The 22269-nt window shown below is 70.8% G+C and carries 18 protein-coding genes; 5 read left to right on the top strand and 13 right to left on the bottom strand.

Going from position 1 to position 22269, the window contains the following annotated elements; translation table 11 throughout:
- Positions 1-26: 26 nt before the first annotated feature.
- Positions 27-971, bottom strand: a complete 945-nt coding sequence (locus tag ACX114_RS26675; RefSeq protein WP_459289022.1) for a histidine kinase dimerization/phospho-acceptor domain-containing protein — start codon at positions 969-971, stop codon at positions 27-29.
- A gap of 280 nt (positions 972-1251) precedes the next feature.
- On the opposite strand from ACX114_RS26675, the gene ACX114_RS26670 reads away from it, so the two are divergent.
- The 3 genes from ACX114_RS26670 to ACX114_RS26660 all read left to right on the top strand — a co-directional run bounded on the left by ACX114_RS26670 (position 1252) and on the right by ACX114_RS26660 (position 6559).
- Complete coding sequence (locus ACX114_RS26670) at positions 1252-3327, top strand: heparinase II/III family protein (protein ID WP_459289020.1); 2076 nt, start codon at positions 1252-1254, stop codon at positions 3325-3327.
- A gap of 71 nt (positions 3328-3398) precedes the next feature.
- Positions 3399-4718, top strand: coding sequence for a nucleotide sugar dehydrogenase (locus ACX114_RS26665; RefSeq protein WP_375746568.1), 1320 nt, complete (start codon positions 3399-3401; stop codon positions 4716-4718).
- Between the two features lie 152 nt (positions 4719-4870).
- Entirely contained in the window at positions 4871-6559 is a 1689-nt protein-coding gene (locus ACX114_RS26660; protein WP_459300295.1) for a TldD/PmbA family protein, read from the top strand.
- Here ACX114_RS26660 and ACX114_RS26655 read toward each other — a convergent pair.
- The 3 genes from ACX114_RS26655 to ACX114_RS26645 are packed head-to-tail and all read right to left on the bottom strand — an operon-like array spanning position 6556 to position 11612.
- The gene (locus ACX114_RS26655; RefSeq protein WP_459289018.1) at positions 6556-9648 is read right to left on the bottom strand and encodes an alpha amylase C-terminal domain-containing protein; all 3093 of its coding nucleotides are present in this window, start codon (positions 9646-9648) and stop codon (positions 6556-6558) included. The genes ACX114_RS26660 and ACX114_RS26655 overlap by 4 nt on opposite strands.
- A 38-nt stretch (positions 9649-9686) precedes the next feature.
- Entirely contained in the window at positions 9687-10664 is a 978-nt protein-coding gene (locus ACX114_RS26650; RefSeq protein WP_459289016.1) for a gluzincin family metallopeptidase, read from the bottom strand.
- Between the two features lie 12 nt (positions 10665-10676).
- Positions 10677-11612, bottom strand: coding sequence for a metalloenzyme (locus ACX114_RS26645; RefSeq protein ID WP_459289014.1), 936 nt, complete (start codon positions 11610-11612; stop codon positions 10677-10679).
- 32 nt (positions 11613-11644) lie between these two features.
- On the opposite strand from ACX114_RS26645, the gene ACX114_RS26640 reads away from it, so the two are divergent.
- On the top strand, positions 11645-12730 hold the full coding sequence (locus ACX114_RS26640) for a DUF4388 domain-containing protein (RefSeq protein ID WP_459289012.1): 1086 nt from the start codon (positions 11645-11647) through the stop codon (positions 12728-12730).
- A gap of 42 nt (positions 12731-12772) precedes the next feature.
- Here ACX114_RS26640 and ACX114_RS26635 read toward each other — a convergent pair whose 3' ends face one another.
- From ACX114_RS26635 to ACX114_RS26610, 6 genes are all read right to left on the bottom strand, one after another.
- The gene (locus ACX114_RS26635; RefSeq protein ID WP_459289010.1) at positions 12773-13909 is read right to left on the bottom strand and encodes a GTP-binding protein; all 1137 of its coding nucleotides are present in this window, start codon (positions 13907-13909) and stop codon (positions 12773-12775) included.
- On the bottom strand, positions 13906-15069 hold the full coding sequence (locus ACX114_RS26630; protein ID WP_459289008.1) for an anhydro-N-acetylmuramic acid kinase: 1164 nt from the start codon (positions 15067-15069) through the stop codon (positions 13906-13908). The genes ACX114_RS26635 and ACX114_RS26630 overlap by 4 nt, the downstream gene beginning before the upstream one ends.
- 130 nt (positions 15070-15199) lie before the next feature.
- Positions 15200-16147, bottom strand: a complete 948-nt coding sequence (gene murQ, locus ACX114_RS26625) for an N-acetylmuramic acid 6-phosphate etherase (protein ID WP_459289006.1) — start codon at positions 16145-16147, stop codon at positions 15200-15202.
- Between the two features lie 23 nt (positions 16148-16170).
- Positions 16171-16362, bottom strand: a complete 192-nt coding sequence (rpmB, locus tag ACX114_RS26620) for a 50S ribosomal protein L28 (RefSeq protein ID WP_014398134.1) — start codon at positions 16360-16362, stop codon at positions 16171-16173.
- A 104-nt stretch (positions 16363-16466) separates the two neighbouring features.
- Positions 16467-17987, bottom strand: a complete 1521-nt coding sequence (locus ACX114_RS26615; RefSeq protein WP_459289004.1) for an NAD(P)-binding protein — start codon at positions 17985-17987, stop codon at positions 16467-16469.
- 86 nt (positions 17988-18073) lie between these two features.
- On the bottom strand, positions 18074-18763 hold the full coding sequence (locus ACX114_RS26610) for an HAD family hydrolase (RefSeq protein WP_459289002.1): 690 nt from the start codon (positions 18761-18763) through the stop codon (positions 18074-18076).
- A gap of 83 nt (positions 18764-18846) precedes the next feature.
- Between ACX114_RS26610 and ACX114_RS26605 the strand changes: the two genes are divergently transcribed.
- The gene (locus tag ACX114_RS26605; protein WP_459289000.1) at positions 18847-19914 is read left to right on the top strand and encodes an enoyl-CoA hydratase/isomerase family protein; all 1068 of its coding nucleotides are present in this window, start codon (positions 18847-18849) and stop codon (positions 19912-19914) included.
- Positions 19915-19916: 2 nt separating this feature from the next.
- Here ACX114_RS26605 and ACX114_RS26600 read toward each other — a convergent pair whose 3' ends face one another.
- Genes ACX114_RS26600 through purM form a run of 3 tightly spaced genes read right to left on the bottom strand, consistent with a single transcriptional unit; the run spans position 19917 to position 22212 of the window.
- Complete coding sequence (locus tag ACX114_RS26600; RefSeq protein WP_459288999.1) at positions 19917-20516, bottom strand: 2-thiouracil desulfurase family protein; 600 nt, start codon at positions 20514-20516, stop codon at positions 19917-19919.
- Positions 20513-21178 carry a phosphoribosylglycinamide formyltransferase gene (gene purN / locus ACX114_RS26595; protein ID WP_459288998.1) on the bottom strand — a complete coding sequence of 222 codons (666 nt, stop codon included), beginning with the start codon at positions 21176-21178 and terminating at the stop codon, positions 20513-20515. Before purN ends, ACX114_RS26600 begins: the two co-directional genes overlap by 4 nt.
- A complete protein-coding gene (purM, locus tag ACX114_RS26590; RefSeq protein ID WP_206792430.1) occupies positions 21175-22212 on the bottom strand; it encodes a phosphoribosylformylglycinamidine cyclo-ligase in 1038 nt (345 codons plus the stop codon). Before purM ends, purN begins: the two co-directional genes overlap by 4 nt.
- Positions 22213-22269: the final 57 nt, after the last annotated feature.

Genomic DNA, 22269 nt, shown 5'->3' with positions numbered 1-22269 from the left:
CGTGTTTTTCCGGCCGCGAGGCGCTTTCAGCGGTGGGCGGGGACGGGAAAGGCGTCCTCCCCCGGAAGCACCAGGGTGACTTCCAGCCGGGGCTCCACGGCCACGGCCAGCGTGCCTCCCAGGCGCTCCGCGAGCTGCTGGAGCATGCCCTGCGTCCGCGCCGTCAGGGCCGCGCCAGGGCAGGCCCGGACGCGCAGCAGCCACTGGGAGGCGTCCTGGGCCGGACCCAGGTGGACATCCACCGCCACGGCGCCAGCGGTGCCCCTCGCCAGGGTGCGGGCGAGCAGCTCCCAGTCCGCCCGGGCGCCTCTCACCGGCACGGTCCGTTCCGCGGGCAGCGTCAGCGTGGGGACGGCGCGGCCTCGCGTGGGCGCGAAGGCCTGCGTCAGCACGGGGCGCAGGTCGTCCAGGCCCGGCACCGGCGGCGACAGGCGCCGGTCGATGAGCTCCTTCTGATCCGCGGCGACCTTGGCGATCCGCTCCAGGTAGCGCTGCGCCTGCGGGCCCAGCGGTCCGCCGGTGCCCTTGAGCATCATGTCCACGTAGCCCTTGATGACCATCAGCGGCGTGCGCAGGTCGTGCGCCGCGCGCGAGCGCCGCTTGTCCTGCACCGCCACGGTGCGCTCCAGGCGCCGCTTCGCTTCCAGCAAGCGGGCCTGCCGCGCGCCCTGGGCCACCTCTCTCGCGTGCGCCGCGAGCAGCGCCGGGGCGAACGCGCTGAAGCGCTTCACCACGCTCCGCTGCGACGTCGTCAGCGGCGCGGGCCATAGCTCCAATATGGAAGGCCTCTTCGAAGCATCCGCGCGACGGGCGGGGACATTCCCCACCTTCATCACGCACACGCGTCCTTCATAGAGGGCCGCACCGGTCGCGCCGGTCAGCCGCAAGGACGCCTTGAGGAGAGCCTCCAGGCCCGCGCGCGTTCCTCCGCGCAGCGCCTGCTCGGCCACCGCCGTCAGCGTCGTTTCCATCCTGGCATCGAGGTCGTCCTCGATGCGCCGCCCCATCCAAGCCCCAGCCCGCACGCGCCAAGGAATGGCCATGCCCGTCAAGAGGCGCAACGGCTCCATCAGGGAGCACTTCCGTTCCGCACCAGGCAGCAATCCTTTACCCACGGTGATCGGTACGGGCGGACATTTTTACCGCCGTTCGGGCAGGCCCCTCGCGCCAAACCCTTGCTCTTGCTGGGAAAAGGTTTTGGCCAGCCGCTTGCTATCACCTGCCCACGTCAGGCTGGGCGGGAAGGGGCGGATGGGTACTCTCGATTACTACGCGACGATGGCTCGGATGGCGCCTGGGGCGCTCGCGAAGAGCGCGGTCCGCCGGGTCCAGAAGGTCGCCCGGCAGGCGCTGTACCGTCGCCGGGAGCAGGTGGACGAGGCGCAGCTGCTGGAGTCCTTCGGCGCCACCCGCGCCGAGGAGCTGGTGACGCTCGCGCTGGATCACCGCACGTCGCGGGCCTGGTGTGAGCTGTCGCAGCGCGAGTCCGCTCGCGCCGCCATTGAAAAGCTTCCGGGCGCGAAGGCGCGCACGCTGGAGCGCGCCGCGCAGGCGCTCCGTCAGGAGTGGGACGTCTTCGGCACGAAGGTGGCCTTCGGTGAAGGCAAGCCGGTGGACTGGTCCCTGGAGCCGGTGAGCGGCCGGCACTATCCGGTGGATCCCGTGGAGCGCATGCCGCTGCACGTGACGGGCATGGATCCGAAGTACCCGTGGGTGATGGCCCGGCTGGACAGCGCGCTGGCGCTGGCCCAGGGCGCGTGGGTCGCGGACACCGAAGCCGAGCGCTCGCGCTTCGCCACGGCCTTCGTCTCGCAGACGCTGGACTTCCTACAGGCGAACCCCGTGGGCATGGGCGTCCACTGGACCTGCCCCATGGAGATTGCCCTGCGCGCGGCCAACCTCGCGCAGGCGCTGGCGATGTTCGCGGACGCGCCGGAGGTGCGCCGTCCGGAGTTCCTGGTGCCCGTGCTGGGCGCGCTCGCGGAGCACTGCGCCTGGGTGGAGGTCCACCTGGAGGACACCAGCGCGGTGCCCAACAACCACCTGGTCTCCAACTACGTGGGGCTCGCGGTGGTGGGGCTGCTCTTCCCGGAGCTGCCCGGTGCGCCCCGTCAGGTGGCGCTCGCGGCCAACGGCCTGCGCACGCAGATGGAGGCGCAAGTCCACCCCGAGGGCACGTCCTTCGAGGGCTCCATTCCCTACCACCGCCTGTCGGTGGAGCTTTTCACGCTGGCCTTCCTCGTCGCTCGCGGCGCGGGCGTGTCGCTGGGGCCCGCGTATGAATCCCGTCTGCGATTGATGTTCGTCGCGGCCCGTGCCTGGTCTTCGGAAGCCGGCCTGGCGCCTCAGATTGGCGACAACGACAGCGGCCGCGTGTTCCCGTTCCAGGAGCGCGAGGACGGCGATCACAGCTACCTCGCGGGGCTGGGCGCGGCGCTCTTCAATGACGCGGGGCTGGGCGGCGGCGTGTTCCCGGACGAGGCGGCGTGGCTCCTGGGCGACGCGGGCCGGGTGCGCTTCAACGCGCTGCCCGTGGCTCCCGCGCCCGCGTCGGTAAGCTTTTCGGAAGGTGGCTTCCACATCTTGCGCGGTGAGGGTGTCGTGCTCACCGTCTCGGCCGGAAAACAGGGGCAGCGGGGCGTCGGAGGACACAGCCACAACGACAAGCTTTCCTTCGAGCTTCACCTCGCCGGCCGCCCCGTCATCGTCGATTCAGGCACGGGCTCGTACACGCGGGATCCGGCCCTGCGCAACGCGATGCGGAGCACCGCGGCGCACAACACGCTTCAGGTGGATGGGGCGGAGCAGGCCCCGTTGGATCCGGCGCGGCTGTTCGCGCTGCCGGAGGATGCCCGGGCTCGCGTCGTGGCCTTCCGGCCCGGCGCGAAGCATGACCGATTGGTGGTGCGCCACGACGGCTACCGCCACCTGCCGGCCCCGGTAGGGATTGAGAGGACTTTCTTCCTCGACCGGCACGTGCGCGCGCTGGCCGTGGGGGACCGGCTCGTCGGAACGGGCCGTCATGAGGTGGTCGGACGTTTGCACCTGCCGGATGCGCAGGCGCGGTGGTGCCAGCCCGCGGCGGATGTGGTGGCGCGGGCGGGGCGCGTGCAGGAGGGCCCGGAGGCCTTCGATGCACGGGCCCTGGAGATTGGTCCGGCGGATGCACCCGCGGGTTGGGTGCTCTTCGGGCAGGGGTTGGAGACCCTGCTCGTGCCGTCTCGCTACTCGCCCGCGTATGGGCGCGTGGTGCCGGCGGTGTCGGTGGAGTTCCGGAGGCAGCTGACGCCTCCGGCATGGTTGGGGTGGGTGTTCGTCTTCAGGTGATTGGTGTGGGTCGGGACGTGTGAGCCGGCGAGGCCGCACGTCAACTGCTGGGAGTAACGACAATGCGCGTGATGGTTGGCAACCCGTTGCTGGGTCGGATTCAGAATCGGGAAGCGAAGGTGGGCGTGGTGGGTCTCGGGTACGTCGGTCTTCCGCTGGGCATGGCCTTCGCGGAAGCGGGCTTCCCGGTCACGGGGCTGGACGTCGACCAGCGCAAGATCGACAAGATCGCCAAGGGTGAGAGCTACATCAAGCACATCCCCAGCGCGCCGCTGGCGGAGCTCACCAACGCCGGCAAGCTCAAGGCGACCAATGACTTCGCCAAGGCCCGCGAGCTGGACTGCGTGGTCATCTGCGTGCCCACGCCGCTGACCGCGTCGCGTGAGCCGGACATGACCTTCATCATCCAGACGGGCGAGGCCCTGGCGCCGTACGTGCGCCCCGGCCAGCTCTTCATCCTGGAGTCCACCACCTACCCGGGCACGACCGAGGAAGTCCTCAAGCCGCTGCTGGAGAAGAACGGCCTCAAGGCGGGCGTGGACTTCTTCCTGGCCTTCAGCCCCGAGCGCGAGGACCCGGGCAACAAGGGCTTCAACACCAAGACGATTCCGAAGGTCGTGGGCGGCTACTCGCCCGCGTGCCTCGAGGTGGCGGTCGCCCTCTACGGCAGCGCGCTGAAGGAAGTGGTTCCGGTGTCGTCCACGCGCGTGGCGGAGCTGGCCAAGCTGCTGGAGAACATCTACCGCTGCGTGAACATCGCCATGGTCAACGAGATGAAGATGCTCTGCGACCGCATGAACGTGGACGTGTGGGAGGTCATCCAGGCCGCCAGCACCAAGCCCTTCGGCTTCCAGCCGTTCTACCCGGGCCCCGGCCTGGGCGGGCACTGCATCCCCATCGATCCGTTCTACCTGACGTGGAAGGCGCGCGAGTTCGAGTTCCACACCAAGTTCATCGAGCTGGCCGGTGAGGTGAACTGGCAGATGCCCTACTACGTGGTGCAGCGCACGATGGAGGCGCTCAACCAGAACAAGAAGGTGCTCAACGGCGCGAAGGTCCTCTGCATCGGCGCGGCGTACAAGAAGGACATCGACGACCACCGCGAGTCCCCGTCGCTGCGCGTGATGACGCTCCTCAAGGAGAAGGGCGCGGAGATCGCCTACCACGACCCGTTCGTGAAGGAGCTGCACAAGGGCCACGGCTTCAACATGGAGATGAAGTCCGTCCCGCTCGACCCGGAGACGCTCAACCAGTACGACGCGGTGATGATCCTCACGGACCACTCGCACATCGACTACAACGAGCTGGTCCAGCGCTCGAACATCGTCGTCGACACGCGCAACGCGACCAAGAACGTCACCCAGGGCCGCGAGAAGATCGTCAAGGCGTAAGCCTGTAGCCAACAGGGCATGCGGGCAGGAGGGTCCTCGCTTCACGCAAGAGCGTGAGGGGAGGGCCCTCGCCGCGTTTCTGGCTACAGTGCGTAGCCGTGCCTGGCTCCTCCCGTCCCCTGTTCCCGCTGTTCGTGGCCGCGTCCTTCCTGATGGGCGCATCTCCCGCTCCCGACCCGCGCGCCCCGTTGTTGGACGCGATGAGCGCGGAGCTCCAGCGCAACCAGCAGCAGCTCAAGGTGAACGGCCATGAGGCGCCGTACTTCCTGAGCTACGGCGTGAAGGACTACGAGTCGCGGTTGATCATCGCGCGCTACGGGGCGCTGTTCCAGGACGACGACTATCGCGAGCGCAAGCTGGGCGTGGACGTACGCGTGGGCAGCTACGAGTACGACAGCTCCGTGGCGGACTCGCTCGACTTCGGCTTCAGCACCAGCAAGGGCTCCAGCTTCACCGCGCGCAAGGACGGGCCGCAGGACGACTCGCCGCTCGCGCTGCGCACGGCGCTGTGGCTCGTCACGGACGAGAAGTACAAGGCCGCGCTCTTCCAGTACCTGAAGAAGAAGGGCGAGGACGTCTACTCGGTGGAGGACCCCAAGCGCCCCGCGTCCTTCTCCAAGGAGACGCCGGCCACCTACGTGCAGCCGCCGGTGGCGTTCCCGTTTGATCGCCCGAAGTGGCGCAGGCTGGCGCGCGACGTGTCCGCGCGCTTCAACGCGCACCCGGAGCTGTTCGACTCAGAGGTCCGCATCACCGCCGACAAGGTCACGCGGATGTTCGTGTCGTCCGAAGGCACGCGCCTCATCACGGAGGAGACGCTGTACGCGTTCCACGTCTCCGCGGTGACGCGCGCGCCGGACGGACAGCTGCTCGACAACTCGCGCAGCTTCTACCTGCCCACGGAGGCGGGGATGCCCGACGAGGCGCGCGTGCACGCGGCGGCGCGGAAGGTCATCGATGAGCTGCTCGCGCTGCGGCAGGCGCCGGCCATCACCCCATACGCGGGCCCGGCCATCCTGGCGCCGGAGGCCGCGGGCGTGCTCTTCCACGAGACGCTGGGCCACCGGCTGGAAGCAGACCGGCAGGACGGCGACACCGACGGCAAGACGTTCAAGGGACAGGAGGGGAAGCAGATCCTCCCGGCGTTCCTGTCGCTGCGGGATGATCCATCCCGGCGCGAGGTGAACGGCGAGCCGCTCAACGGCTACTACCTCTATGACGAAGAGGGCGTGAAGGGGCAGCCGGTGAGCCTGGTGGAGAAGGGCGTGCTCAAGGGTTACCTGATGAGCCGTCACCCGGTGGAGGGCTTCCCCAGGTCCAACGGTCACGGGCGCGGCCAGGGCACGCTCCAGCCGGTGGCGCGCATGGCGAACCTGATGGTCGACAGCACGAAGCAGGTGAGCGACGCGGAGCTGAAGAAGATGCTCATCGCGGAGGCCAAGCGGCAGGGCAAGCCGTACGGGCTCATCATCCGCGACATCACCGGCGGCAACACCAACACGTCCAGCTACGGCTACCAGGCCTTCAAGGGCGTGCCGCGCATGGTGTTCCGCGTGGACGTGAAGACCGGTGAGGAGACGCTGGTGCGCGGAGTGGAAATCGTGGGCACGCCGCTGTCGTCCGTGAACCGCATCCTCGCCACGGGCCAGCGGTTGGGTGTGTTCAACGGCTTCTGCGGCGCGGAGAGCGGCAACGTGCCCGTGTCCACCGTGGCGCCCGCGGTGCTGCTCCAGGAGCTGGAGTTGCAGCGCACCATGGAGGGCAAGGACCGGCCTCCGCTTCTGCCCAGCCCGGCCGCCCCTCAGAAGGGGACGGCCGGACCGGAGGCGAAGAAGGACTAGCCGACCTTCTTCATCACCACGTAGCCGCCGGCGGGGATGTTCACCGGGGTGTTCCCGCCGTTCAGCGTGGCGCCGTAGTTGCCGAAGTTGCCGCCGCCGTACACCGCGGCGTCGCTGTTCAGCACTTCCTTCCACTGGCCCGGGGGCAGGGGCAGCGAGTAGCCCTCCAGGTTCTTCTTGTTGAGGCTGCCCACCACGAGGAACTCCTCGTTGCCCGACTTGCGCGTGAAGGCCATCACGCTGTCGTCGTTGTGGGTGTAGACGCGCTTCACCTCGGCCGCGGCGCTGAAGGCGGCGCTGCTGTTACGCAGGCCGATGGAGTCCTTGTAGAAGCTGAAGGACTGCCGGCGCGTGATGTCGATCATCGCGTCCCTGCGCTCGGAGGCGGGCAGGGCGGCCACTTCCGCGAACAGCTTCTTGTCGTCCGCGGAGAAGGCCTTGTACGCGCTGTCCTTCGCGCGCGCGTCCGGGGACAGGCTGAAGAGGCGCTCGTAGGTGGCCTTGGTGGTGTCGTTGAACGTCACCTTGCCGAAGTCCACGCCCTTGCCGAGGTCCTGCCAGCTCCAGTCGCTGTCCCAGGTGGACGGGTTGCCCCACTTGAAGGGGTTCTGGGCGCCGAACTCGTCACCCTGGAAGAACATGGGGATGCCGGGGCCGGCCATGCCGATGCCGGCGGCGAAGCGGGCGGCGCCGCGCGCCCAGTCGTCCGGGAAGTCGGTGGGGTTCGCGCCCTCGGCGGTGTCCAGGGTGCGCTCCGCGTTGCCCACCTCGTCGTGGTTGCTGATGATGGACAGCGCGTGCTTCCAGCCGTCCAGGCCGCGCGGGTTCGTCATCAGGTTCACGAACGCGTCCACGTCCGTCTTCATCCCGCGCGCGGCGGCCTGGATGAGGCCCGGCTTGCTGTTGTCGCGCACCAGCTTGTGCTGGAACTCCGTGTACCACTGGGCGTCGAAGCCGCCGCCCGTGCCGTCCGGCTTCGCCGGGCGCGAGATGTCCGGCTCGTAGTCGAACTGCTCCGCCACGGTCCACGCGTTGGGGTTGAGGAAGTGCACCTGGCGGTTGATCTCCCGGAGCATCTCCCAACCGTCCTTGCCGCCCGTGCCCTTGATGGGCTCCGTGAAATCGAAGCGCAGGCCGTCGAACTTCAGCTCGGCGATCTGCTGCACGGCGTGGTCCACGAAGAGCTGCTTCACCTGCGGCGTGTTGTACGCGGGCACGGCGCCCCACGGCGTGTCGCGCTGCTCGAACTGGCCGGGCTCCTTGGACCAGTTGAAGTAGGGGTTGCTGGGGCCGCCCACGTTCCACAGGCCGTTGTGGTCGCCGAAGACGTGGTTGTAGACGACGTCCGACACCACGTTGAGGCCCTTGCCGTGGGCCGCGTCGATGAAGCGCTTGAGGGCCTCGTCGCCCTCCACCCACTGGCCGTTCTCGTCCTCGAAGCCGAAGGAGCTCTCCGTGGCCAGGCTGTTGACGCCCAGGTAGCCCCAGTTGCGCGCGCCCTCCACCTCGTTGGTGGGCAGCAGCTCCAGCGTGGTGACGCCCAGCTCCTTGAAGTAATCCAGCTTCTTGATCAGGTCCTCCATGGTGGAGCGGTTGGCGTTGCCCGCCTCGCCCAGGAAGCTGCCCGCGTGGAGCTGGTACACCACCCACTTGGACGGATCCTTCTCACGCGGCACGTCGTCGTTCTTGAACTGGAACGTCGTGGGGTCGGTGAGGATGGAGCCGCGGAAGTCCACGCCGCTGCCCTTGGTGATGAGGTTGCTCCAGGGGTCGTTCTCCGCTGACGCCCGGCGCTCCACGTCGGACAGCTTGCCGTCGTTGTTCACGTCGTCGCGCAGGTGCAGCTTGCCCTGCGCGTCCTTGTCGAACACCTGGAACTCGTAGCGCAGGCCGGCCAGCTTGTCCGGGTCGTTGACGAGCGCGGTCCACGCGCCGGCCTGGTTGGTCATCTTGATGCGGCCGTCATCGGTGACGTTGCGCGACCAGAAGTCGTTGAGCTTCCCGCCGTGCAGCTTGTCGATGAGCGTGTCGTCGAACTTGCCCAGGCGCTCCTGGAGCTGCTGCTTGTTGAGCGGGTTGCCGTCGCCGTCCTTGAGGATGAGGAACGCGCTGTCCGCGTCCTCCGCGCTGTCGATGTCGAAGCGCATCAGGCCGGTGGCGCCGGGGAAGTAGCGGTCCACCTCCTTGCCGCGCGTGGGGTCCAGGTACAGCCGGTCCAGGCCGCGCTGCTCGCCCATCATGCGGCGCGCGTACGGGTCCGGCCGGTCGCTGACGGCGCCCGTGGAGTCCACCACCTCGTAGACGTAGGCCTTGCCCTCCATCTGCGCCCACGCGCCCTTGGCCTGCGCGGTCCAGTTGCCGCCCTCGTCGCGCGTCATGGGGATGCGCTGCTCGCGGCCTTCCTTGTCCGTCACCTTCACCTGCACGGCCCGCGCGTCCGGCGCCCAGAACTTGAAGTTCACGTCCTGGCCGGACTTCTGCGCACCCATCGAGTGGTACGTCGTGGGCGAGTAGGACGCGGTGGCCTTGGACAGATCCAGCTTGAGGTTGCCCTCGCCCATCACCGCCCACTGGTCCTTGCCAGACGGGCCGTCCACGCTGACGCCCCACTCCCAGTTGTGGGCCAGGCCGTCGTCCGCCACCTTCACCGTGGCCTCGTACTTGCCGTTGCCCAGCGGCTTCATGGGGATGCCGCCGGAGGACCACTGCGCGTCGTAGCGGCCGTCCGCGCCCCAGCTGCCCTTGAGCTTCGGGTTGGTGAGCGCCGCGTGCGGGTCCGCGTCGTACGTGAAGGTGATGGTGCGGGTCGTGGGGTTCGCCACCGTCGCGCCGTTCTTCACCGCGGACGTGGGCGCGGCGCCCAAGAGCGCGCTCGCGTTGGCGGAGCGGGCCAGGTTGCCGGTGCCGGCCACCGGGGTGCGAGCGCCTGCCGCGGGCGCGGACTCGAAGCCGGACTGGTTGCGCTTCACGGCGGCGGCCTTCGCGGCGGCGGCCTTCTGACGCTCCGCCAGCGTGGCGGCGGAGGTGGTGGTGTTACCCGTGGCGGGGGTCGAGGAGAGTTTCGGGCGGTTGATTTTGGAATCAGTCACGGGGCAATCCTCCGGCGGCCCACGCATAGCGGGCTTGCTCAACTTGTCGGGCTTGGGGCCTCCGGAGTTGTGTCCGGTGGCGTGGAAGTGGGCGAATGTGGGGCGGATGACGGTACAGGCTGGGGATTCCCAGGAACTCCGCGTACTTCCGGGCGCGGAAGGGCCGGGGGTGGGGTCAGCCGGCCCCCCTTGAAGCCACGCAGGTACACGTAGCGGCGGAAGTCGCGGAGGAAGGCGTCCACGGGCAGTCCGATGGCCTGCTGGAAGCCACCCGTGAAGTCCTGTCCGCCGCGCATGGCGGTGAGGACGCCGCGGACGCGCCTTTCGCCGTAGCGCTCCATGAGGAAGGTGAAGGCGTGGTGGGCGGCGCCGTAGACGGTGGCGTTCTCGGTCTCGTAGAGCGACTCGGCGCGCGCGAGCGGATCCGCCTGGGGGTGCTGGTGGAGGAAGCGGGCCAGGTCCTCCAGGCTGGGGACGCGGTAGCCCTGGCCGGCGGTGTACGAGGCCATGCCCTCGCTGAACCACAGGGGGATGCCCTTCTTCGTCCAGTCCGACATGGATGCGGACGCCTGCCACATGAGGCTGTGGGTGAGCTCGTGCAGCAGCAGCTCGTCCACCTGCTTCTGGGTGGCGCCGGCGCGCGTCCAGGTGCGGGGGCTCTGGACCTCCACCTGCTCGTAGCGGGCCCAGGCGCGCAGGAAGTCGTAGCCGGAGCGGCGGGCCGCGCGCTCCAGGGCGGCGTGGTTCGGGTGGATGACCAGGGTGACGGGCTCCTGGAAGGTTCCCCAGCGGGCCAGGCGGGGGAAGGCGTTCTCCACCGCGCGGCGGACCATGTCCGCGGCCTCGGTGTCCTTCGCGGAGTGCTCGAAGCGGAACTCACCGCCGGGCAGCGCCAGCGTGGCGGCGGGGTCGATGGCCTTCGGGGCGGCGGCGCACGCGGAAAGGAGCAGCGTCGTCCCGAGCAAGGCGAGCAGGGCGGGCCACAGGCTCCATCGTCCGGTACCGCCCACCCGCATCCGTACGTCCTTCTAGTTGGCCCCGAGCCAGCGGATCACCGCGCGTCCCACGTCCGCGACGGTGGAGAACGAGGCTACCTCCGGGGCGGAGGGTCCGAAGTAGAGCATGGGTACGGCGTGCACGGTGTGTCCTCGAACCGACAGGTCCTCCACGTTGCCGTGGTCACTGCACACCAACACGCGCGCGTCGTCCGGCCGGGTGGCCGCCACGGCGCGCAGGAAGGCGTCGAAGGTGTCGAGCGCCAGGCGGGCGGCCGTGAAGTCCTGGGCGTGGCCGGCCTCGTCGGCGAGGTAGTGCTCGAAGAAGGTGAAGTCCGCCTGGCCCGCGATGCGCCAGAAGAGGGCCGCGGCTTCGCCGGGCGTGCGGTGGGGCACGTCCAGTCCGTGCGCGCGCGCCGCGGCCCCGGTGATGTCATGGGTGAGGCCGTCGCCGGCCCGCGCGTCGTCCAGCGTGCGCAGCAGTTCGCCTCCCGCGGCGAAGGCGAGCTTCGCGGCCGAGGGGCGCACCTTGCGCGCGTGGCGCTCCGACAGGGTGAACTCCGGCGGGGACGTGGACGGGCGCCGGGGGACGCCGAGCGCGTCCAGGTACGGCGCGGGGTAGGCATTGGCGAAGGTGGCGGTGCGGCCCGCGGCCTTGAGGCGCCGCACGATGGAGCGCTCCGCGAGGAGGTCCTTCAGGGCGGTGTTGGGGTAGCCCAGCACGTGGCCGCCCACGATGACGGGGGCGGGGTCCCCGGTGAGGATGGCCGTCTGGTTGGAGGCGGACTGGGGCCGGCCGGGCACGCCGAAGGTGGGGTCCACCGGAAGGCCCATGCCCCCGTGGGGCAGGGCGGGGATGGGGGCATCCTGGAACCAGGCCAGGAGGTGGTCCCGGTCCGCGAGCGGGTTCACGGCGGGGTCCTTCCGCCCGATGCCCACCCCGTCGATGAACAGGACCGCGACGCGCACGGCCTGGAACTGTATCCTCGAATCCGACACGCATGGCCATCCACGGCGACCTCTTCAGCTACCCGCTCCCCGAGTTCCTTCAATGGCTGGACAGCTCCCGCAAGACGGGGACGCTCCAGCTGTCGTGGGAGGCAGGCGAGCGCAAGTTGTTCCTCCTGTCCGGCCAGGTGGGGGCCACCGCGAGCGAAGGCCTGCGCGGCCGGGTGGCCCGCCTGCTGTCGCTGCCGAAGCTGGCGGCGGGCACGCGCGTGCTGGCCGCGTTCGACGAGCTGACGCGCACGCCGGACGTGGACGCGGCCTTCGACGCGCACGGCGTCCAGGCGCGGTGGGTGCGGGACCTGGGCCGCGAGGAGCTGTTCGCGGCGATGACGGACCTGACCATCGCGGGGCAGGGCACCTTCCACTGGACGGAGGACGCGGACCGCACCGGTGAGGACTGGGTGCCGTCCGACATGAGCATCCGCGAGCTGCTCTTCGAGTCCCTGCGCTGGGTGGACGAGCAGGGGGACGTGGACAAGGCGCTGCCCATCGACGCGCTGAGCGTGAAGGCGCTGTCGCCGCCCAGCCCCAGCCAGCCCCTGATGCACCGGATCATCCTGGCGCTGACGACGACGCCGCAGAACCTGGGGCGGCTGCGGCTGTCCATGGGCGTGTCGCGCTCGTCGGTGACGCGCCGGGTGCACGAGCTGTTGCGCGCGAAGCTGGTGGAGGTGGACGGCGCGCCGCAGGTGGAAGCGGATCCGGTGGCGGAGATGCTGGAGAAGGGCGCGGTGCTGATGCGCGAGGGCCAGTACGACGCGGCCGGCATCGTGTGCGCGTCCCTGCTGGCCAGCGACCCCGCGGACCGGCGCGTGCGCGAGTTCGCGCGCCTGGTGCAGCGCGAGCACGTGGCCGCGCTCTACGCGGACCTGCCGCCCCTGGTGGTGCCGCGGCTCATCCAGTCCCCGCAGGCGATGGTGATGCTCAAGCCGGAGGAGCGGCAGATCGCCGGGCTCATCAGCGGGACATGGGACGTGTCCACGCTGGTGCTGGCCAGCCCCGCGCGAGAGCTGGAGACGCTCAAGACGCTGGCGAAGCTGCACCGCATGGGGCTCCTGGAGCTCACGCTCCCGCGCTGAAGCCCGTGGGGGCACGGCCCGGAAAGCCGTGCCCCGCGCGAATCACCCGGCGGTCGGAAGCCCCACGGCGTTGAGCCGCACGAAGACCTGCATGAGGACGTAGAGCGCGAACGCCGCGTCGTCCACGCGCAGCTGCGGCACCGTGGACAGGCCCTGGAGGCGCAGCAGGTCCGAACCGTCCACGTGCAGCAGGAAGGCCTGCTGGGCCAGGGAGCCCTCACCCGCGAACGCCATGGCGCGGCGGACGGCGTCGGTGCAGGCGGTGACGCAGGTGGTGTAGTCCCCGGCGGTGAAGGCGGCCTCCGCGGCCCGGGCGTGGTCGAAGAGGTCCCCCGGCGCCAGCGCGCTCGTGGGCCCCAGGAGCTTGGTGCTCGTGGCCGGCACCGGGGCCACGGCGGCGGGCTCCACGCGCGGCGGGGCGGGCGCTGTCAGCGTGCGGGGCACGGGTGTGGCCGCGATGGTGGCGGCGGTGGGGCTGGTGGCGGGCGGCGTCGCGGCCGGCGGCTGGCGGTGGTGCAGGTGCTGCGAGAGCTGCGCCTCCAGGTCCGCGGCGGGGGCTGTTTCGCCCGGGGCGGGGCGGGGCGGCGGGACGATGCGCTTGGCGCGCAGGTCCTTGATGACCAGCCGGGTGATGGTCTTGAGCGCGTCCATCACGCCCCGGCCATTGGCGGCGGCCGTCTCGAAGTCGGGGACGCCGCGCGGGTTGAGTTCCCGGCGCAGCTCCTCCACGGAGAGGATGTTGTCCAGGTCCCGCTTGTTCCACTGCATCACCAGTGGGAAGCGGTCCAGGCGGATGCCGTTCTCCAGGAGGTTCTCCTCCAGGTTGGCCAGCGACTCGCGGTTGGCGTCCATGGCCTCCGCCTGCGAGTCCGCCACGAACACCACGCCGTCCGCGCCCTGGAGCACCAGCTTGCGGGTGGCGTTGTAGAAGACCTGCCCGGGCACGGTGTAGAGGGCCAGGCGCACGGAGCAGTCGCCCACGCGCTCCACCTTCACCGGCAGGAAGTCGAAGAAGAGCGTCCGGTCGCCTTCGGTGGCGATGGACATCATCTCGCCGCGGTGGGCCGGGCGAACGGTCTCGTAGACCTTTCGCAGGGTCGTCGTCTTCCCCGACAGGCCGGGGCCGTAGAAGACGATCTTCGCGGCCACTTCGCGGGCCATCAGGTTCACGCTGCTCACGGTGTCAGCTTACCTAGAACGACTCGGCGCCCGGCGCCAGTTGCGGGGCGAACATTCGCGGGCGTCCCGGCCCGGTGCTCGGCCGCGAGCAGGGCGAAGAGGGCCGCCTCCTTCGCCTCCTCGGGGAATCCCAGCACGTCCAGCCGCTCCAGCGGCACCGGGGCCAGCCGCGCCTTCAGATCCGCCATGAGCACAGGATTCCGCGTCCCGCCGCCGGAGACATACACGGCCTCCAGCCGGGGAAAGCGGGGACGCACCCAGGTGTCGAAGGCGCGCGCGGTGGCCTCCACGGTGAAGGCGCGCGCGGTGGCCATCAGGTCGTGGGGCCGCTCCGGGGCCGCCGCCCAGAGCCGGTCCACCAGCGGCTCGCCGAAGCCCTCGCGGCCCGCGCTGCGAGGCGGAGGCCGCGCGAGGAACGGATGCGCGAGCAGCTCCTCAAGGAGCGCGGGAATCACCTGGCCCCGGGAGGACAGGCTGCCGTCCCGGTCGCACGCGAGCTGTCCCTGCGTCACCCGGCGCGCCAGGCCGTCCAGCACCATGTTCGCGGGCCCGGTGTCGAACGCGAGCGTGTCGTCCACGTGCTCGCCCACGACGCTGATGTTGGCGATGCCGCCCAGGTTGAGGAACGCGCGCGTGACGTCCGGCCGTTCGCGGTTCCGGAAGACGGCCCAGTCCAGGTAAGGCACGAGCGGCGCGCCCTGGCCGCCCACCGCCATGTCGCGGGTGCGGAAGTCGCTGACGACGGGCAGGCCGGTGCGCTCGGCGATGACGGCCGCTTCGCCAATCTGGAGCGTGGAGGCGATGACGGACAGGTCCGAGGGCAGGTGGGCCATCGTCTGGCCGTGCGAGCCGATGACGTGGACGTCCTCGCGCTTCACGCCCGCGCGCGCAATGACGGCCAGCACGGCTTCGGCGAAGCGCTCCCCCAATTCGAAGTTGAGGGCGCAGAGGCTCCGGGCGTCCTGCGGGCCCAGCACCCGGGCGACGAGGTCCGGCGTGAAGGGCTGCGACACATGCGCGAGCAGTTGGAGCTTCACGTCCGCGCCGGTGCCGTCCACCCGGCACAGCGCCGCGTCCGCCGCGTCCACGCTGGTGCCGGACAGCACGCCCACGCACAGCCGGGGCGGCAGGGAGGGGGAGGGTGGCGTGGCGGGGCGCATGCCCCAAGTCTAAAGGCCGGCTCCCACGCCCGCCGGACCCCGGCCCGGAGGGCACCCCGTGTGTCCGGGAGTGACGTCCGCCCTGTCGGATTCCGGAGGCTCGTCTCCGAGTCGTGCGGCGCCTGGTGCGTCAGGGGCGGGCGCGCTGACGTGGCCTTTGGACTACAGCCGCTCGTGCCACCGCCGGGCGTTCGAGCCCTCGCAGGCCCGCGTCCTTCATCCGCCGCCGGGCCTGGGCCGCCGGAAGCCCCGTGAAGTGCATGGCCAGCGCCAGCTTCACGTGATGTCCCGCAGCCTGGAGCAGCGCCTCCGCCCGCGCCGGGGGCAGGTCCGTCAGCTCCGCGACCATCCGCGCCGCCCGGGCCCGCAGCTTCGTGTTCGTGGGGCGCACGTCCACCATGCGCCCCCGGTACACGTGCCCCAGCGACACGAAGGCCGCGGTGGTGATGGCGTTGAGCACCAGTTTCGTCGCCGTGCCCGCCTTCAGCCGGGTGGAGCCCGCCACCACCTCCGGCCCCGTGCGCGCCAGCACCACCGTGTCCGCGCGCATGGCCGGCCCCGGCGGGTTGCAGCACACCAGCACCGTGCGCGCCCCACGCTCGTGGGCCTCGTCCAGCGCGCCCCGGACATAGGGCGTGGAGGCCGACGCGGAGATGCCGCACACCACGTCCCGCGCCGTGGCCCGGAACGCCCGCACCGCCCGGGCCCCCGCGGCGACGTCGTCCTCGGCGCCCTCCACGGCATGCGTCAGGGCCCGCCGGCCGCCCGCGATGGCCGCCTGGACCCACGTCGCCGGGACACCGAAGGTGGGGGGACATTCGCTCGCGTCGAGCACGCCGAGCCGACCGCTGGTTCCCGCGCCCACGTAGAGCAGCCGGCCGCCAGCACGAAATGCTTCCGCCACGGCCCGGGCCGCCGCCGCGATGGACGGCAACGCCTCACGGACCGCGCGGAGCGCGATCAGGTCTTCTTGATGCAACCGTCGGACGACCGCCTCGACAGGGAGGAGGTCCAGGTCATCCGCGCGGGGATGGAGCCGTTCGGTGGGCGGAAGCGCGGACTTTCGAGCGCGCGTCATGCCCACCGGAAGGCTCCCGGACTTCAGGCGGCCTTGGTCACCTTGCCCGCCTTGATGCAGCGGGTGCAGGCCAGGACGCGCTCGATGCTGCCGCTCACGTTCGCGCGCACCTTCTGCAGGTTCGGCAGGGTCCGCTTCTTGGTCTTGTTGTTCGCGTGGCTGACGTTGTTACCCACCAGCGGACGCTTCCCACAGAGGTCGCACTTCCACGCCATGACTGCTAACTCCTTGAAAACTGGGGCGTTCGACAGCAGCCCATAAAAGAGCGGCGGACCCTACCAGAAACAGGCCGGAAATCCAGCCGGATCCGACCCGGGGCCTATCCCTTGAGCGGATCCTTCTTCTTCAACATCTCCTGCACCAGCTTCGCGGCCCGCATCCCCGCGAGCAGCTCGCCCTCCAGGCCCAGGCCGGGCAGCACCTCGCGGCCGGCCAGGATCACGTTCTTCGCGGGCGTGCGCTGCTTCAACCCCGTGACGCCCAGGAAGGCTTCCGTTTCGAAGCTGTAGAGCGGGTGGGGCATGAGCCGGCTGCCGCGCACCCCCCCGGCGTCCAGGTAGGGGACCGAGCGCAGCGCGCGGTGCTGCTTCGTGAAGGGCATCAGCCGGTCCAGGTGCTCGTCGATGCGCTTCGCCAGCGCCTGGAGGTGCTCCTCGCCCTCCTCGCGCGCGGAGGCCGGGACGAAGGCGCCCGCGCACACCACGCGCACGCCCTCCACGTCCTTGTGGCCGGAGGCCGCGGAGGTGCGCGCCGGGTGCTGCTGCACGAGCAGCGGGCCCAGCTCCGGGTCCTGCGTGTCCACCAGCACCAGCTCGCCCATGCCGCGCGGGAGCGCCGCCTCCGGCACCACCCAGTTCACGCTGAAGAGCAGCGACTTGATGTTGGACTGATCCAGGTGCTCCAGCAGGCCGCGGTTGTGCTTCTTGTCCGTCACCAGCCGGCGCAGCGCCCCGGAGTCCGTGGCCGTCACCAGGCAGGACGCGCGGTAGAGCGTGTCCGAGCGCACCAGCTTCACGCCGGAGAACTTGCTGCCGTCGAACGCGAGCTCCTCGACGATGAAGCCCGCCGGGTTGTCGCGGCCCAGCACGTCGCCGCCCAGCTCCGTCAGCCGCCGGGTGAGCACGTCGCGCAGGGCGTCCATGCCGCCGGGGTACGTGGACGGCGCGGTGAGCACCTGGGACAGGGCCCGCGTCTGCGCCAGGGGCGCGCTGGCCTTCTCCAGGTGGACGAGGAAGGGCAGGAGGCCGCGCACCAGCGACAGCGCCGGATCCTCGCCCGCGAGCCGGGGCGTGGCGTCCAGGGCCGGGTGTTCCTTGATCTGTCCCTTGAGCTTCCAGCCCTCGAAGAAGCCGTCGGGCGGCAGCTGGGGGCCGGCCTTGAAGAAGGCGTCGGTGGCCTCGTGCTGCGCGGCGCTGCCCGCGAGCGCGCCCTGGATGCCCTCGCCGGCCTCTCCGAACTCGCGCGTCAGCTCCGCGCGGCGGCGGGCGGCGTCCGCGGTCAGGTCCACCCGGTTCCGGGGCAGCACGAGCTGGAGCTCCGGCGCGTGGGGGCGCAGCGCGCGGCCGATGGCGGTGGACAGGCCCAGCTCGTTGAGGGCCTCGTCCACGGCGGGCATCGCCTTGAGGGGCGGCGCGACGAAGGGGGCGTAGGGCAGCACGAAGCCGTCGTGCTCGTAGCCGGGCCCCATGCCGTCGTGCTCCACCAGCAACACGCGGTGGTTGCGCTTCGCCAGGAGCGCGGCGGCGAGCGCGCCTCCGACCTGGCTGCCCAGCACGATGACGTCGTACACGTGCCGGGACGGGCCCGAGGGGAGCTTGAGTTTGGCGGCGGACGTCGACATGGCCGCCGAACACTACACAACGTCACCGCGTCTGGCGCCCTTTTGGCGCCCCGGGGCGGGTCCGGGGTGGGGCGTATGTGCCCCCCTCAGGCCCTGGACGTGAAGAGGCGCGCGAGCAGCTCCGGAGGCAGCGTGTCGAAGTCCGGGGCGGTGTAGTGGGCCCCCGCGTTCTTCAGCGCCTCCGCGGTCGTGGTGGTGGTGATGCCCACGGTGACCATGCCGGCGGCGCGCGCGGACAGCACGCCGTTGATGGCGTCCTCGAAGGCGAGGCACGACTCGGGGGGCACCTGCAGGGCCTTCGCCGCCGCGAGGAAGATGTCCGGCGCGGGCTTGCCGCGCGTCACCTGTTCGGCGCCGACGACATGGGCGAAGAGCGGACGCACGGAGAGCCCGTCCAGCACCAGCTCGCGGTTTCCGTGCGGCGCGGCGGTGGCCACGGCCAGGAGCAGGTTCGCTTCGCGCAGGCGGTGCAGGAAGCCCTCCGCGCCCCGGTGCAGCGCCAGGTACGGCCGGTAGATGGCGCGATAGTGGGACTCCTTCTCCTCGGCGAGCGCGTTCAGCTCCGCGACGGAGAGGGTGCGGCCCAGCAGCGCGGGGAGGATCTCTTCGTTCTTCTTTCCCGCGAACTCGTTCTGGAAATGTTCCGCGGTCAGGCCATCCAGACCGAGTTTCCGGGCGAGCGACACCCAGGCGCGGTTGTGGAAGTCCATGTTGTCGACGAGCGTGCCATCCATGTCGAAGACGGCGGCGAGCAGGGGGGCGGCTGCGGGAGTCATGTTCTCCCCAATACCGATTTCCTCCGCCATGTCACCCCTGAATCTCCCGTGCGAGCCCCTTCCGGGCTGATATCCCCCACGGCATGAGCGAGGACGTGCTGCTGGAGACTCGGGGGGCCGTGGGCCTGGTCACCCTCAACCGACCGAAGGCGCTCAACGCGCTCTCCCTGGAGATGTGCCGGGCACTGCATCCCCGGCTGGACGCCTGGGCGACGGATCCGTCCGTGAAGGCGGTGGTGATCCGCGGAGCCGGCGGCCGGGCCTTCTGTGCGGGAGGGGACGTGCGCGCGGTGGCTGGTTCGGTCGCACGGTCGGACGCGTCGCTGTCGCGCGAGTTCTTCCGCGCGGAGTACGCGCTCAACCATCGGATCCACCACTTCCCGAAGCCGTTCATCGCGTTGGTGGATGGCATCTGCATGGGCGGTGGGGTGGGGCTGTCCGTGCACGGGACCTTCCGCGCCGTGACGGAGAAGCTGGTGCTCGCGATGCCGGAGACGGCCATCGGCATCTTCCCGGACGTGGGCGGTGGCTGGTTCCTCCCGCGCTTCCCGGGCGAGGCAGGGACGTACCTGGGGCTCACGGGTGCGCGATGTGACGCAGCGGATGCGATGTGGCTGGGCTACGCGACGCATCGGGTGGAGTCCTCGCGGCTGGAGGACGTGGTGGGCGCGCTGGAGGCCGCGGACTGGAGCGGACCGGGGCGCGAAGTGGCGGCGCGCGTGCTGCAGGGCTTCCATCAGGACACCGGTGCATCGGGGCTCGCGGTGCGCGCGGAGGTCATCGACCGGTGTTTCAAGGGGGACCGCGTGGAGGACATCCTCACGGCGCTGGAGCGCGAGGGGACGGCGTGGGCGCAGGAGACTCGCGCGACGTTGCTGCGCATGTCGCCCACGAGCCTGCGGGTGACGCTGCGGCAGCTGCGCATCGGGCGCGGCCAGGACTACGACGCGACGGCGCGCATGGAGTACCGCTTGAGCCAGGCGCTGACGCAGCGGCCGGACTTCCAGGAGGGGATCCGCGCGGTGCTGGTGGACAAGGATCAGAAGCCGCGCTGGAGCCCGGCCACGCTCGCGGAGGTGCGCGACGCGGAGGTGGAGGCGTGCTTCGCGCCTCGACCAGGTGACGAGTTGGAACTGCCCGCGCTGGGCTGAGGTTACAGGTCCTCGTCGCTGACGACGGTGCGTCCATCCGCGCGCAGCAGCGCGGTGGTGATGCCTTCACCCGGGCGCAGCACGCCCATTTCGTAGACGCGCTGGCTGCCGCACGAGGGGCTCTTTTCCTTCAGGAGCGCCACCGTGACGTCGAAGCGCCGAGCGGCCTCCAGGGCCTGACGCGCGCCATCCTGGAACGCGGCGGTGCGGTCCTCGCGAGTCTCGCGCGTGAGGGCCCGTGCTCGGCCGGCCCAGACGTCCACGCCGGTGCCACCCGCGAGGTCCACGGGAGGCCGTGGAATGCCCATGCCCGCGGCTGCCTCCGGGCAGATGGGGATGACGGCCTTGCCCTCCAGCGCCGCGAGCACGCGCTCCGAACGCTGCGAGCGTCCGTCGTAGCGGCACGCCTCGCCCAACAGGCACGCGCTGACCATCACCGTGGGGGCCGCACGCAGCGCCTCCCGTCGCGCATCACGGGCAGACGCTTCGCGTTCGTTCGAGGGCGCCTGCTCGGCCGGGTTCGGCACTTCGGGCGCGGCATGCCGCGGTGCAGCCGCCTCCGCGGACGTCGCGGAAGGCGACGGCTCAACGGCCTTCGTCACTTCGGGGCCCCCGGGCTGCGGAGCGCCGTGCCGTCTCCCGTCACCCGCGCGTCCACCTTCGTGCGCGTCCCGTCCAACGTCACCGCGCCCGTCACCGCCAGCCTTACGGCCAGCGGATACAGCCGGTGCTCCTCCGCGAGGATGCGCGCGCTCAGGCTCGCCTCGTCGTCCTCCGGGAGCACGGGCACCGCCGCCTGCGCGATGATGGGGCCCGTGTCCGTGCCCGCGTCCACGTAGTGCACCGTGCACCCGGCCACCTTCACGCCGCGCTCCAGCGCCTGCCTCTGCGCATGCAGGCCCGGGAACGCCGGCAGCAGGGAAGGGTGGATGTTCAGCACGCGCCCCGGGAAGCGCTTCAGGAAGTCCGCGCTCACCAGCCGCATGAAGCCCGCCAGGCACACCCACTCGACGCCCGCGTCGGCCAGCACGCCGAGCACCGCCGCCTCGAAGTCCGCCTTCGACCCGAAGCCCTTGTGGTCCACCACCTCCGCGCGCACGCCCGCCTTCCGGGCGCGCTCCAGCGCGAACGCCGTGGGCACGTTGGACAGCACGCACGCCACCTCGGCCGGGTAGTCCGCCTGCCCGGCCGCGTCGAGCAGCGCCTGCAGGTTGCTCCCGCCGCCGCTGACGAGCACCCCCAGCCGCGCCCGCCGCGCGCTCATGGGTCGATGACCGCCGTGGCCTCGCCCTGGCCCGCTTCCACCCGGCCCACCTCGGAGGCCTCCACGCCCCGGGCGCGCAGCACCTCCAGCGCCTTCGCCACGTCCTCCTTCGCCACCACGACGATGAGGCCCAGGCCCATGTTGAACGTGCTGAACATCTCGTCGCGCGCCACGCCGCCCGTCTTCGCGATGAGGTCGAAGATGGCCGGCTTCTTCCACGTGGACTCGCTCAGCACCGCGCGCGTCCCGTCCGGGAGGCAGCGGGGCAGGTTGCCCGGGATGCCGCTGCCCGTGATGTGCGCCATGCCCTTCACCTTCACGGCCTGGCACAGCGCGAGCGCGTCCTTCACGTAGATGCGCGTGGGCTCCAAGAGCGCGTCACCCAGCGGCCGGTCCAGCCCCGGCGGCGTCATGTCCAGGGGCAGCTTCGCGTCGTCCAGCAGCACCTTGCGCGCCAGCGAGTAGCCGTTGCTGTGCAGCCCCGACGACGTCAGGCCGATGAGCGCGTCCCCCGGCTTCACCGTCTTGCCGTCGATGATGGCCGAGCGCTCCACCACGCCCACGCAGAAGCCCGCGACGTCGTACTCGCCCCGCGCGTAGAAGCCCGGCATCTCCGCCGTCTCCCCGCCCAGGAGCGCGCACCCCGCCTGCTCGCAGCCCAGGGCGATGCCCTTGACCACCTCCGCCGCGGCGTCCACCTCCAGCTTCCCCGTGGCGAAGTAGTCCAGGAAGAAGAGCGGCTCCGCGCCACAGGTGAGGATGTCGTTCACCGACATGGCGACCAGGTCGATGCCCACCGTGTCGTGGCGCCCGGCCAGGAAGGCCACCTTCAGCTTGGTGCCCACCCCGTCCGTGCCCGCCACCAGCACCGGCGCCTGGTACTTGCCGGGCGGCAGTGCGAACAGGCCGCCGAACCCGCCCACTCCGCCCAGGACCTCTGGGCGCGTGGTGCGCGCGGCATGGGGCTTGATCTTCTCGACGAACGCGTCGCCGGCCTCGATGTCTACTCCGGACTGCTTGTAGGTCGTTCCCACGGGCCGGCCTTGTACCCCTCCCGGGGGCCCCTGTCTCGGGCCTCGGAAGGGACGTGT

The organism is Corallococcus sp. M7 (assembly GCF_054512695.1).
The sequence above is the reverse complement of the archived record's forward strand: the minus strand, read 5'-3'. Positions and strand labels throughout refer to the sequence as shown.

Excerpts from the sequence above, each read along its gene's own strand:
- ACX114_RS26610 (WP_459289002.1), bottom strand. The coding sequence starts at position 18,763 with ATGACTCCCGCAGCCGCCCCCCTGCTCGCCGCCGTCTTCGACATGGAT.
- ACX114_RS26650 (WP_459289016.1), bottom strand. The coding sequence starts at position 10,664 with ATGCGGGTGGGCGGTACCGGACGATGGAGCCTGTGGCCCGCCCTGCTC.
- ACX114_RS26670 (WP_459289020.1), top strand. The coding sequence starts at position 1,252 with ATGGGTACTCTCGATTACTACGCGACGATGGCTCGGATGGCGCCTGGG.
- ACX114_RS26660 (WP_459300295.1), top strand. The coding sequence starts at position 4,871 with ATGGGCGCATCTCCCGCTCCCGACCCGCGCGCCCCGTTGTTGGACGCG.
- ACX114_RS26675 (WP_459289022.1), bottom strand. The coding sequence starts at position 971 with ATGGAAACGACGCTGACGGCGGTGGCCGAGCAGGCGCTGCGCGGAGGA.
- rpmB (WP_014398134.1), bottom strand. The coding sequence starts at position 16,362 with ATGGCGTGGAAGTGCGACCTCTGTGGGAAGCGTCCGCTGGTGGGTAAC.
- ACX114_RS26605 (WP_459289000.1), top strand. The coding sequence starts at position 18,847 with ATGAGCGAGGACGTGCTGCTGGAGACTCGGGGGGCCGTGGGCCTGGTC.
- ACX114_RS26665 (WP_375746568.1), top strand. The coding sequence starts at position 3,399 with ATGGTTGGCAACCCGTTGCTGGGTCGGATTCAGAATCGGGAAGCGAAG.
- ACX114_RS26630 (WP_459289008.1), bottom strand. The coding sequence starts at position 15,069 with ATGCGCCCCGCCACGCCACCCTCCCCCTCCCTGCCGCCCCGGCTGTGC.
- murQ (WP_459289006.1), bottom strand. The coding sequence starts at position 16,147 with ATGACGCGCGCTCGAAAGTCCGCGCTTCCGCCCACCGAACGGCTCCAT.
- ACX114_RS26615 (WP_459289004.1), bottom strand. The coding sequence starts at position 17,987 with ATGTCGACGTCCGCCGCCAAACTCAAGCTCCCCTCGGGCCCGTCCCGG.
- purN (WP_459288998.1), bottom strand. The coding sequence starts at position 21,178 with ATGAGCGCGCGGCGGGCGCGGCTGGGGGTGCTCGTCAGCGGCGGCGGG.
- ACX114_RS26640 (WP_459289012.1), top strand. The coding sequence starts at position 11,645 with ATGGCCATCCACGGCGACCTCTTCAGCTACCCGCTCCCCGAGTTCCTT.